The 11,927-nt window shown below is 63.9% G+C and carries 8 protein-coding genes; 7 read left to right on the top strand and 1 reads right to left on the bottom strand.

The genetic code is table 11. The features are described 5' to 3' along the window. The first annotated feature begins 16 nt into the window (after nucleotides 1-16). The 5 genes from metH to ACFOKF_RS13690 all read left to right on the top strand — a co-directional run bounded on the left by metH (nucleotide 17) and on the right by ACFOKF_RS13690 (nucleotide 6,162). Nucleotides 17-2,617, top strand: coding sequence for a methionine synthase (gene metH, locus ACFOKF_RS13710; protein ID WP_380796282.1), 2,601 nt, complete (start codon nucleotides 17-19; stop codon nucleotides 2,615-2,617). Between the two features lie 156 nt (nucleotides 2,618-2,773). After that, entirely contained in the window at nucleotides 2,774-3,598 is an 825-nt protein-coding gene (locus tag ACFOKF_RS13705; RefSeq protein ID WP_380796281.1) for a peptidyl-prolyl cis-trans isomerase, read from the top strand. A 1-nt stretch (nucleotide 3,599) separates the two neighbouring features. Continuing rightward, entirely contained in the window at nucleotides 3,600-4,226 is a 627-nt protein-coding gene (locus ACFOKF_RS13700) for a HupE/UreJ family protein (RefSeq protein ID WP_380796279.1), read from the top strand. Beyond that, nucleotides 4,223-4,600, top strand: a complete 378-nt coding sequence (locus ACFOKF_RS13695; protein ID WP_380796278.1) for a HupE/UreJ family protein — start codon at nucleotides 4,223-4,225, stop codon at nucleotides 4,598-4,600. The genes ACFOKF_RS13700 and ACFOKF_RS13695 overlap by 4 nt, the downstream gene beginning before the upstream one ends. Beyond that, nucleotides 4,597-6,162 (top strand): tetratricopeptide repeat-containing sulfotransferase family protein, encoded by a 1,566-nt coding sequence (locus tag ACFOKF_RS13690; protein ID WP_380796277.1) that lies wholly within the window; start codon nucleotides 4,597-4,599, stop codon nucleotides 6,160-6,162. The genes ACFOKF_RS13695 and ACFOKF_RS13690 overlap by 4 nt, the downstream gene beginning before the upstream one ends. Nucleotides 6,163-6,282: 120 nt before the next feature. Here the strand turns inward: ACFOKF_RS13690 and ACFOKF_RS13685 are convergent, their stop codons facing one another. Continuing rightward, entirely contained in the window at nucleotides 6,283-8,739 is a 2,457-nt protein-coding gene (locus ACFOKF_RS13685; protein ID WP_380796275.1) for a TonB-dependent receptor, read from the bottom strand. Between the two features lie 375 nt (nucleotides 8,740-9,114). On the opposite strand from ACFOKF_RS13685, the gene ACFOKF_RS13680 reads away from it, so the two are divergent. Both ACFOKF_RS13680 and ACFOKF_RS13675 read left to right on the top strand, forming a co-directional pair. Further along, nucleotides 9,115-10,566 carry an agmatinase family protein gene (locus tag ACFOKF_RS13680; RefSeq protein WP_380796274.1) on the top strand — a complete coding sequence of 484 codons (1,452 nt, stop codon included), beginning with the start codon at nucleotides 9,115-9,117 and terminating at the stop codon, nucleotides 10,564-10,566. Next, the gene (locus tag ACFOKF_RS13675) at nucleotides 10,566-11,915 is read left to right on the top strand and encodes an agmatinase family protein (RefSeq protein WP_380796273.1); all 1,350 of its coding nucleotides are present in this window, start codon (nucleotides 10,566-10,568) and stop codon (nucleotides 11,913-11,915) included. The genes ACFOKF_RS13680 and ACFOKF_RS13675 overlap by 1 nt, the downstream gene beginning before the upstream one ends. The last annotated feature ends 12 nt before the right edge of the window (nucleotides 11,916-11,927 follow it).

Genomic DNA, 11,927 nt, shown 5'->3' with positions numbered 1-11,927 from the left:
GGTGACGAGCTAGATCATGACCACCCAATCGACCGCCACTTTCGTCAACATCGGTGAACGCACCAACGTCACCGGATCGGCCAAGTTCAAGAAGCTGATCATGGCGGGCGATTATGCCGCGGCCATCGACATTGCGCGCGAGCAGGTCGAGAATGGCGCACAGATCGTCGATGTGAACATGGACGAAGGTCTGCTCGACGCGGTCGAGGCGATGACCACTTTCCTGAAACTCATGACGTCGGAACCGGACATCAGCCGCGTGCCGGTGATGATCGACTCTTCGAAGTGGGAAGTCATCGAGGCAGGGCTGAAATGCGTTTCGGGCAAGCCCGTCGTCAACTCGATCAGCATGAAGGAAGGCGAAGAAGCTTTCCTGCATCATGCGCGGCTCTGCATGGCCTATGGCGCGGCGGTGGTTGTCATGGCGTTCGACGAAACCGGGCAGGCCGACACGCAGGCCCGCAAGGTCGAGATTTGCGAACGCGCCTACAAGCTGCTGATGACGATCGGTTTCCCGCCCGAAGACATCATCTTCGATCCCAATATCTTCGCGGTGGCGACCGGGATCGAGGAGCATAACAACTACGGCGTCGACTTCATCGAAGCCTGCCGCGAGATCAAGAAGCGCTGCCCGCACGTCCATATTTCGGGCGGCCTGTCCAACTTCTCCTTCTCCTTCCGCGGCAACGAACCCGTCCGCCGGGCGATGCACAGCGTCTTCCTGTACCACGCCATCCCGGCGGGTCTGGACATGGCGATCGTCAATGCGGGGCAGCTCGACGTCTATGACGCGATCGACCCCGCATTGCGCAAGGCGTGCGAAGATGTGCTGCTGAACAGCGATCCGGAAGCCGGCGACCGCCTCGTCGCGCTCGCGGAATCCTTCAAGGGCAAGGATGCCGCGTCCGAGAAAGCCGCGCAGGAATGGCGCGGTTGGCCCGTCGCCAAGCGGCTGGAACATGCGCTGGTCAAGGGCATCGACATGTATGTCGTGGAAGACACCGAGGAAGCCCGCCTCGCCGCCGCCAAGCCGATCGAAGTGATCGAAGGCCCGCTGATGGACGGCATGAACGTGGTCGGCGACCTGTTCGGCGCGGGCAAGATGTTCCTGCCGCAGGTGGTGAAGTCCGCCCGCGTCATGAAGAAAGCGGTCGCCCATCTGCTGCCCTTCATCGAGGCAGCGAAAGAACCGGGCGCCAAGGGCAAGGGCAAGATCATCATGGCGACCGTGAAGGGCGACGTGCATGATATTGGCAAGAATATCGTCGGCGTCGTGCTCCAGTGCAACGGCTTCGAAGTGGTCGACATGGGCGTGATGGTCCCCTGGCAGGACATCATCAAGGCCGCGAATGATCATGACGCGGACATGATCGGCCTGTCCGGCCTCATCACCCCCTCGCTGGACGAGATGGTGACGGTGGCCGCCGAAATGCAGCGGGCCAACATGACGATGCCGCTGCTGATCGGCGGGGCGACGACCTCGCGCGTGCATACCGCGCTGCGCATCGATCCAGCCTTTACTGGTCCGGTCGTCCATGTGCTGGACGCCAGCCGCGCCGTGGGCGTGGCCACCGCGCTGGTCTCCGAGACGCAGAAGACTGATTTCGTCCAGAAGACCAAGGACGATTATGAGCATGTCCGTGTCGCCCGCGCCAATAAGGGGCAAAGCGCGCTGGTCAGCATCGAGGATGCCCGCGCCAACGGCTTTGAAATTGACGAGAGCCTGAAGGCGCCGCGTCCACGCCTGCCGGGCGTTCACACCTTCAAGGACTGGGATTTGAAGGATCTGGTCAATTATATCGACTGGACGCCCTTCTTCCGCGCGTGGGAACTGGCGGGCAATTATCCAGCCATCCTGGACGACGAGATTGTCGGCGAAAGCGCCCGCAGCCTCTTCGCCGATGCGCAGAAGATGCTCGACAAGATCGTCAACGACAAATGGCTGACCGCGCGCGGCGTGGCAGGCCTGTGGCCCTGCCGCCGCGAAGGCGATGACATCATCGTCCATGTCGAGGATGAAAAACATGTCCGCCTGCCGATGCTGCGCCAGCAGATCCAGAAGCGGGAAGGGCGGGCCAATATGTGCCTCGCCGACTTCATCAGCCATGATGGCGACTGGATGGGCGGCTTCGCCGTGTCGATCCACGGCATCGAACCGCATCTGGCGCGGTTCAAAAATGCGATCGATGACTATTCGGACATTCTTCTCAAAGCGCTGGCCGATCGTCTGGCCGAAGCCTTTGCCGAGCGACTGCATCATTATGTCCGCACCGCGCTCTGGGGCTATGCCGAGGGCGAACAGTTGACCAATGAGGCGCTGATCAAGGAGCAATATCGCGGCATCCGCCCGGCGCCCGGCTATCCCGCCTGCCCGGAACATAGCCTGAAGCCGATCTTGTTCGACATGCTGGATGCGCATCACGCCACCGGCGCGACCCTGACCGAAAGCTTCGCCATGTTGCCGACCGCGGCGGTCAGCGGCTTTTATTTCGGCCATGCGCAGGCTGAATATTTCGGCGTCGCCCGCGTGGGCCGCGACCAGTTGGAAGATTATGCCCAGCGGCGCGGCATCGACCTGGAAACGGCCGAACGCTATCTGCGGCCCAATCTGGACTGAGGATTTTTGCGCGCCTCGCCCCTCCCGTAAACTGGAGGGGCGAGGCGCAAGCGTCCCACCCATGCGTCATTTGACGTAGAGGGCGCCGCCCCATGGATCGTCATAAACGGCAGGAACGCCCGGCCTGCCGGGCGGGGTGTGAAAGGGTTTGCGCTGATGCGCCGTGTGATGACTTCCCTGCGCGGACTGTTGCCGTCGCTGCGCGGCTGGGCGGACCGTGATCCGTTTATCGTTTTCCTTTGCGTCGCGGGCGTGATCTTCGCGCTCTACTGGGCGGTCAGCGCCCGGCATCAGGAGATTGACGTCCCGCTTTCCGTCCAGAAAAGCCTGTCCGACGATTATGAGATGATGGCCGGCAAAAAGCCCGATGCGCAGGCAAAGGCCAAGCTGATCCATGATTATGTCGCCGACGAACTGCTGTTCCGCGAAGCGGTGGAGCGCGGCATGCACATGACCGACAAGACCACCAAGCAGCGGCTGATCGACCGGGTCCGCTTCATGATTGCGGGTGCGCCGGCCGACCCCAGCGAGGATCAGCTGATGGGCTATTATGCCAGCCATCGCGATCTGTATCGCGCCGAACCGCGCCTGTCGGTCGACCATGTGTTTTTCGAACAAAAGCCCGGCGATGCGCCCGCGCTGCTCGCCACGCTGCAATCGGGCGGCAGCGTGAAGGGCGATGATTTCTGGATGGGCCATGACCTGAAGGATTATGGCGAATCCATGCTGCGCGGCATGTTTGGCCAGCCTTTCCTCGACACGCTCAAGAAGACGCCGGCCGGCCAGTGGATCGGCCCGCTGCAATCGACGCGCGGCTGGCATTTCGCCCGCGTGCGCGATCGCGGCCCATCCGCCATGCTGCCCTATACCGATGTGCGCGATCAGGTGAAGCAGGACTATCTGGCGGCGCAGACCGGCGCGCTGGTGGAGCAGGAAGTGCAGAAGCTGGAGGCCGGATACCGCATCAAGGTGGAACAATAACATGCTGCGCCGGCTGTTGCTGATCCTGATGCTGGCGGTCGGCTGTGCGGTCCCGGCGCAGGCGGACGTCTTTCGCGTCGGCGATTTCGTGATCCAGCCGGGCATCGACCCCGGCAGCTTCGACCTCAGCGCTTCGGTCCCCTCCGTCCTTGCGAGCGACAAGGCGTTGGGCCTGCCCGACGGATGCCGGGAAACCAGCCGGGAGAAACTGACCGAAACGGTGATGACCCGCTACGCCATCGGCATCGCCTGTGATCGGGCGCTGGCGGCGGATGACGCCATCGTCACCCCCTGGGCCGTCGATGGCGGCACCTTCCTGTCCACCGCCACCGGCGCGCGGGTGCAGCAGGCGTTGCAGCCCGATGGCGACACATTGTCCCTGCCGATCGGTGAGACGGCGGCGCGCACCCGCGCGCTGCCCGTCATCGCGGTGGAATATACTTGGCAGGGGATTGTCCATATATTGGGCGGCTGGGACCATCTGGCCTTTGTCCTGTGCCTGTGTCTGCTGGCGCGCGGGCGTTTCCTGCTGGCGCTGGTGACGACCTTCACCATTGGTCATTCGCTCAGTCTGGCGCTTGCCTTTTTCGACATCGTCACCGTGCCGGTGCCCCGGTGGAGGCGGTGATCGCCCTGTCCATCGCCTTCATGGCGCGGGAGGCGATCCGTGCGAAGGAGGAAGACGGGAACGATCCGTCCAAGCGTCGCCGCCAGTTGGCCGTGGTTGCCGGCTTCGGCCTGCTCCATGGCCTGGGCTTTGCGACCGTGCTGCGCGAACTGGGCGTCGCGCCGCAGGAGCGATTGTCGGGCCTGCTCTTCTTCAATGGCGGGGTGGAGCTGGGCCAGCTGATCTTCGTCGCCTGCGTACTGGCGATGATGAAGGTCGCCGAAATCCTTGACCGCGACCGGTGGGTGCGACAGGCTGCCCTCTATGGCGCTGGCATCATTGGCTGTTTCTGGATGATCGAACGGGTGGCGGGCTTCACCCTGGGGCAGGCATGACGCTGGCGGCGCAGGCGCGCGCGGCGCTGGCGCGGGGCGATCTCCCCGCTGCGGCGCAGGCGGCGCAGCGGCTGGCCATGGAACAGCCGGAGCAGCCCGACGGCTATTTCCTGCTTGGCATGGCGGCGGTGGAGGCGGGGCAGGTGGCCAGGGCGCTGCCCATGCTGGAACATGCGCTGGCGCGCGGGCGCGATGCTGAACATCTGGCCCAATATGCCAAATTGCTGATCCTGCTGCGGCGCGATGGCGATGCGGCGCAGGCGGCGCGCGATGCGATGGCCGCCGGAACGCAGGATGCGCGCACGCTCGACACGATCGGCTGCGTGCTGGCGCGGCTGGGCGATCATGAAGCATCGATCACGCCGTTCGAAGGCGCGGTCGCGGCCGAGCCGGATAATCTCTCCTATCGCTACAATCTCGCCGCCGCTTGCGGCTTTACCGGGCGGGTGGAGGCGGCGCGCGACCATTATGAGACGATCCTGAAGGCCGATCCGGCCGATTCCCGCGTCCATTATGCGCTCGCCATATTGTCGCGTCAGAGTGTGGAGGTGAACAGCCTGCCCCGGCTGGAGGCGGCGCTCGCTCGCGCGGCCCAGCCCGAAAATCGGCTGCGCATCCGTTATGCGCTCGCCAAAAGCCATGAGGATATGGGCAACGGGCGCGAAGCCTTCACCTATTTGTCCGCCGCCAATGCCGATCACAAACGCACGATCGGCTATGATTTCGCCCAGGACCGGGCGATCTTCGACGCGATCGAGGGGCTGTTTTCCGATAGCGCGCCTGCCGCCTGGGGGGCGGGGCTGGAAGAGCCTGCGCCTATCTTCATCGTGGGCATGCCGCGCACTGGCACTACGTTGGTCGATCGCATTCTTTCCTCCCATGCTGCGGTCGGATCGGCGGGCGAATTGCAGGCGATGCCGCTGGCGGTGAAGCAGCTGGCAGCTACACCCTCCCGCCTTGTCATCGACCCGGAGACGATCGCCGCCAGCGCCGCGATCGATCCGCTCGCCATCGGCCGGGCCTATATGGCGCGGGCGGAGCATCATCGGCCAAAGGGGGCGCCGCGCTTCATCGACAAGCTGCCGGCCAATTTTCTCTATGTCGGCCATATCGCGCGGGCTTTACCGCAGGCGCGGATCATCTGCCTGCGCCGCCATCCGATGGATACGGTCTGGAGCAACTACAAAAATCTCTTCGCCAGCCAGTCGACCTATTATGCCTATAGCTACGACCTGATGGACATAGCGCGCTATTATGCCCGCTTTGACGGGTTGATGGCGCTGTGGGACCGGCTGTTTCCCGGTCGGGTGCTTTCGCTCTCTTACGAAGCGCTGGTCGCTGATCAGGAAGGGCAGACGCGGCGCTTGCTCGCTCATTGCGGGCTGGACTGGGATGCCGCCTGCCTGTCCTTCCATGAGAACAAGGCCGCCGTCGCCACCCCCAGCGCCGCGCAGGTCCGCCGGCCGATCAATGCCGATGCGGTCGCCCGGTGGAAACGGCACGAGGCGGAACTGGCGCCGGTTGCAAACTGGCTGGCGGCGCAGGGCATCGCCGTCGACTGATCTTTCCTGTCGCCCGACGGGACTGTTGGAAGGGGGCGCTTCATCCATCAGCCGTTCGACATGCAAAACGCCAACAAAAAGGGCGCCCTTCCGTTAGAAGAGCGCCCTTTCTGGTTCGGATCAGAATTTGACCCGGCCCTCCACGCCCACGACGCGGGGCTGGACGACGCCATAGCCATAGCCGCGATAGAGAATGCCATCGTTGACGATGCCGGCGCGGGTCAGATCGCTCGACGTGCCCGAAACGGCATATTTGTCGAAGATGTTGTTGGCGAACAGCGACAGGTCCCAATGTTCGGTCTGGTAGGTCGCCGATGCGCGGTGCAGCACGTAGGATGGCAGCAACTCGCCACCAGCCCGGCCGCCGACCGACGTCAGGATGCCGCCGGTATAGGTCGCGGTCCAGTTGAGCGCCAGTTCATTGTCGCCCATCGGCACCGTGTAGACCGCCGCCAGCGCGCCCTTGTTCTTGGCCGATCCGGGCAGGCGGTCGCCGGCGAAGACGTCGCCTGACCCTTCATAGGGCGACAGCAGGTCCGGGGCGTCCTCGGTCAACTTGGCCTTCAGATAGCTGTAATTGCCGCGCAGCGAGAACTGGTCGGTGATGCGGGCGTTGAACGAGAAGTCGACGCCGCGGCTGCGCGCCTTGCCCGCATTGGCGGTGATGCCGATGCTGCCATAATAGGTTTGCGTGCCCAGCTGGATGCCGTCCCACTTGATCTGGAACACCGACACCGTGCCGGTCAGGCGACCGCCGAACAGCGCGCCGCGCACGCCCAGTTCGATATTCTTGGTCTTGTCCGGGCCATAGGCCAGTTCGTTGGGCAGGGCACACAGATTCTGGCCCGGAGGGGGCGCGGCCGGCGGCGGGGCGAAGGTGCAGGGCGCGACGCGGTTGACGCCGCCGATGCGATAGCCGGTGCTGTAGGTGGCATAGGCCATCAGAGCTGGTGAGAAGCTGTAGGAGGTGTTGGCCTTCCACACGAAGCCGTCGTCGCTGGCGGAACCGCTGCGCACGCGCGAGGATGCGATTTCCAGGCTGGGATAGGGCATGCGGCGGCGACCGCCCGGCGTCATCGGCGTATCGGACCCGCCCGTGATCGACGTGTCATAGCGGAAATAGCGGCCGCCGCCGGTGATCTGCCACTTGCTGGTCGGCTTGAAGGTCACTTCGCCGAACACGGCCTGTTCTTCGGTCTTGGACCGGGTGAAGGACACATATTCCGCGTCGTCGGGGCGGACCAGCCCGTCATAGAAGCCGCCATAGAGATCGCTGCCGGTGGGCGAGGCTGCGAAGGCCGCGAAGCCGGGCAGGGTTTCCACGCCGTCGGACTTGAACTTCTGATAGTTGAAGAAGCCGCCCAGCACCCAGCTGATCGGGCCGCCATGGGTGGAAACCAGCCGGATTTCCTGATTGAACTGGTCGCGCTTGGTCGATCCGCTGGTGGTGTAGCCGGCAAAGGCCGGGAACAGTTCATAGTCGTAATCGAGTTCGATCAGCAGGTTGGTGACGTCGCCAATCTGCTTGACGGTCTGCTTGGTATAGGCCGAAGTCCAGATCGCCTGCGCCACATCGCCCAGCTGCGCTTCCATTTCCAGGCTGACCAGCTGCGACTTGCGGTTCGACGGGGTCAGCATGCGCGCGGCATTTTCATATTTGCCTTCGCCAAAGACGCCGGCGGAATTGCCCTGAATGCCGTCCGTCTTCGTCTGCTGGAAGACATAGGTCAGATAGGCGTTGAAATCGGGCACGGAAATGCCGAGCTGGTTGCGGCTGCTGAACGTCTTTTCGAAGTTCACATCCTTCTTGCCCGCGAAATTCTCCTCCCGCTGCGCCTGCGTTCCGGCCGGATTTTCCAGCGTGCCGGGCTGCGGGATGGAGACGCCCAGCGTCTTCACCAGGAATGGATTGTCGATGAAGCCGGGGTCGTAATAATAGCCGGTGGAGGTGCGGAACGCCATCACATCCTTGATGATCGGGATATTCAGCGTCACATCGCCGACATAGCCCAGCCCCTTGGAATGGGCGACGTCATAGGCGCGGCCATGGACTTCGGCCGAAAATTTGGTGACGTCCGGCCGATTGGGAATGTAGCGGATCGCGCCCGCCAGCGTGCCCAGTCCATAAAGCGTGCCCTGCGGACCAAGCAGCGTTTCAACGCGCTCAATATCCATCAGCTTGAAGTCGAGATAGAGCGGCACTTCGCCCAGATAGGTGCCGACCGCGCTGTTGGAATTGCTGCCCGAAGCGCCCGCCCCGTCGGAGGCGAGACCGCGCATGACGATGGTGGCGGCGCCGCGCGGGCCGTTGTCGGCAACGGTGATGCCCGGCGTGAAGGCGCCCAGATCCTTGATGTCGTCAATCCGCTCGGCCGCCAGCTCCTTGGCCCCGATTGCGGTGATGTTGATCGGCGTTTCCATCAGCGTCGTGCTGCGGCGCGTGCCGGTGACGATGATCATATCGCCTTCGTCGGCGGCTTCAGCGGCGCTCTGGGCCATGGCGGGCATGGCGGCGACGGCGCCCGATATGATCGTCGCGGATAACAGCCCCATTTTCAGCTTTGCGCGATACGACATGGTGTTCCCCTTCTTTTCCAATGTCTTCCCCGGTCGTAATCCTCTGCCTGTCTTCGCCATGCTGCGTCTGTGCGCGGCCACGGCCTGCGGACGGCTGGACTGCCGCCTCGTGCTTTTCTGGCATGGCGGGAAGGCTATGGAGCGTGCAGGCAGGCAAACATGGGGCATTTGACGTAGCTGGCTCGTCTCTGCGCCTATGGGCCTGTCCTACGTCAAATGCCCTATTGGGATGCGGTGCGCTGCCCGCCTAGCCTGCGGGCCAAGCGACGGGATTTCCGTCCTATTCCTGTTGCCTTTGCCCGCTTCAGCCCAATGGGGGGTCTTCCGGGCCGGAGAATTTGCATGCCGTCTATGACCGCCATCACAGGATGGAGCATGGCCGGGATCGCGGCGATCGGCGCTGCGGTCGCGGGCGATCTTCCCTATAGCAAGCCGGATCGCAACGCCGCGACGCCCGCGATGCAGACGCCGCTGGAAGATGATATGGGCCGGCCCAAGCCGACAGAACTGCCCAAGGATGTCGAGGCGAAGCTGGCCGGCATCGACAAGGCGAAGGTGGATTTCCTCAAGAGCGGCGTCACCGGCCGCTATGTCGAGAAGGACAGGCTGTTCGAACGCATCCGCAAGGATGATGCCCAGGCGGTCAGCGCCTATATCGACGCGATGATGGCGCTGCATGCGCAGGTTGAATATAAGGCCGGCCGCGATCTCGCCGCCATTCCTCTCGACACCAAATCCCCCTGGTTCAACGCCTGGAAAGTGCGCCGTTCGGCTGCGCTGGACCCGAAGCGCGAAGCAGGGCCGCTGGAGCTGAGCCGCTATATTGGCGGCTGGGGCGGGGGCTTTGCCACCTTCGCTGGTGCGCCCGTAGCCATGACGCCGGAAGACCTGAAAGCCGGCAAGGTCGATGTCGCCATCGTGGGCGCGCCGCTGGACATGGGATCGGGCTGGCGCAATGCGATCGATGGACCGCGGGCCATGCGCATGACCGGCGGGGCCGCTGGCAACGACATGTATTCGATGATCAATCCCAATGGGGCGCTCAAGATCGTCGACTATGGCGACATTGCCATCGATCAGAACAGCACCGAACGCAGCGTCGATCATGTGCGCGAGATGGTGGGGGAAATCGCCCGCACCGGCGCGATCCCGATCGTCATCGGCGGCGACCACAGCCTGGAATATCCCAATGTCGCCGCCGCGGCGGACGTGCATGGTAAAGGCAATGTCAGCGTCATCCACTTCGACAGCCATTATGACATCGGCCGCGGCCGCGTCCATCTGCTCGACCATGGCCAGCCGGTCTATCGCGTCCTGTCCGAAGGGCATGTGCGCGGCAGCGACTATATTCAGGTCGGCCTGCGCGCGCGTGGTCCCGACCTCGAAACCTTCGGCTGGATGCGCAACAAGGGCATGCGCTATCACACCATGGTCGAGGTCGAGAAATGGGGCTGGGACAAGGTGATGGCCCGCGCGCTCAAAGAGGCGCGCGAGAATAGCAAGAAATTGTGGATCAGCTTTGACGTCGATGTGCTCGACCCGGCCTTCATGCCCGGCACCGGCACGCCGGTTCCCGGCGGCCTGACGATGCGCGAAGCCCAGCCGATCATGCGCAACCTGTGCGCCCAGAATGACATTGCCGGCATCGATATCGTCGAAGTCGCGCCCTATCTCGACACCAGTTACAAGACTGCGCTCAACAGCAATTTCCTGCTGAACGCCTGCCTCGCCGGCATCGCCATGCGCAAGAAGGGCCTGAAGCCCGGCTATCTCAACCCTGTTTCGGTCGATCATGGCCTCGACGCCTATTATGGGAAGAAGAATTGATGGCACGCACCACCCTGTTGGCGCGTAGCGCCGCTTTCGTCCTTGCCCTTGCAACGCTGTCCGGCCCGGCTGCGGCGCAGGATGCCGATCCCCTCGCCAGCCTGTCGCCCGAAAAGAAGGCGTTCCTGTCCGATCCCGCGACGCTGGAGCGGTTCGGCCTGACGCCGGAGAAGGTCAAGGTCGCGCTGACCGGGCGGTCGGCGGCCGATGTGGACGCCTATGCCGCCGGGCTGATGGCGGTGGTCGAAGACAGCAAATATCAGGCCGGCCGCGATGCGGGGGAAATCGCGCTCAACCCGCAGGCGCGGGGCTGGAATGCCGGCACGACGCTGCGCCCCAAGATGTTCGACAAGATGAAGCGCGACGACGGCCCGTTCAGCCTCAAGCGCTACATGTTCCAGAAGGGGGCCGTCGCCACGTTCGCGGATGCGCCGGTCGCCATTCGCAAGGAAGACCTGATCGCGGGCAAGGTGGAGGTCGCCTTCGTCGGCGTGCCGCTCGATTTCTCGTCGGGCTGGCGCGACGCCAAGCATGCGCCGTCCGCGCTGCGCAACATGGACGGGCTGGTCGGCGCGGATGCCGACGGCGGCGTCGATCCGGGGCTGGTCCTGTCGATCGCCGACTATGGCGACCTGTCGCCCGATTATATGGCGCCTGACCGGGGGCTGGACCATATCCGCACGATGATCGCCGAAATGGCGGGCGTGGGGACCATCCCCTTCGTCGTGGGCGGCGACCATACGATCATGTATCCCGATGTGGCGGCGATGGTTGACATCTATGGTGCGGGCAAGGTCGCTTTGGTCCAGTTCGACGCCCATGCCGACGCCGAACTGGGCGGCGATCACCTGATTTCCGACAATCAGACGCTGACCCGGCTGCTGGAGCAGAATCTGCTGCGCGGCAGCGACGTCACCCTTGTCGGCCTGCATGGCCGCGACGCTGGCCCCGCCACGCAGAAGCGGCTGACGGACGCCGGCGCGAAGATAGTGCTGACCGCCGCCGTACAGGAAAAGGGGTGGCAGTCGGTCACGAACGATCTGATTGCGGGCCTGAAAAAGGGGCCGGAAAATGTCTTCATATCGTTCGACATGAGCGTGCTCGACCCCGGCGACGCGCCGGCATCCGGTCGTCCGGTGCCCGGCGGTCTGTCGGTGCGCGAAGCCATTCCGATGGTGCGACAGATATGCGCTCAGACCAAGGTGGTGGGCTTCGACCTGCTCGACGCCGCGCCGATCCTGGATCCGACCTATGCCAGCCGGATGAGCGCCAACTACATCTTGCACGCCTGCCTCTCCGGCATCGCGATGCGCAAGACGGGAACGCCGGTCAAGACAGCCAAGCGCTAACAGGGGGGAGAC

Origin of the sequence: Sphingobium rhizovicinum (assembly GCF_042647625.1) — a bacterium.
GTDB lineage: Bacteria > Pseudomonadota > Alphaproteobacteria > Sphingomonadales > Sphingomonadaceae > Sphingobium > Sphingobium rhizovicinum.
The sequence above is the reverse complement of the archived record's forward strand: the minus strand, read 5'-3'. Positions and strand labels throughout refer to the sequence as shown.

What these genes read in the sequence shown, in the direction of transcription:
- metH (WP_380796282.1), top strand. Translation starts at nt 17, where the DNA reads ATGACCACCCAATCGACCGCCACTTTCGTCAACATCGGTGAACGCACC.
- ACFOKF_RS13705 (WP_380796281.1), top strand. Translation starts at nt 2,774, where the DNA reads ATGCGCCGTGTGATGACTTCCCTGCGCGGACTGTTGCCGTCGCTGCGC.
- ACFOKF_RS13700 (WP_380796279.1), top strand. Translation starts at nt 3,600, where the DNA reads ATGCTGCGCCGGCTGTTGCTGATCCTGATGCTGGCGGTCGGCTGTGCG.
- ACFOKF_RS13690 (WP_380796277.1), top strand. Translation starts at nt 4,597, where the DNA reads ATGACGCTGGCGGCGCAGGCGCGCGCGGCGCTGGCGCGGGGCGATCTC.
- ACFOKF_RS13685 (WP_380796275.1), bottom strand. Translation starts at nt 8,739, where the DNA reads ATGTCGTATCGCGCAAAGCTGAAAATGGGGCTGTTATCCGCGACGATC.
- ACFOKF_RS13680 (WP_380796274.1), top strand. Translation starts at nt 9,115, where the DNA reads ATGGCCGGGATCGCGGCGATCGGCGCTGCGGTCGCGGGCGATCTTCCC.
- ACFOKF_RS13675 (WP_380796273.1), top strand. Translation starts at nt 10,566, where the DNA reads ATGGCACGCACCACCCTGTTGGCGCGTAGCGCCGCTTTCGTCCTTGCC.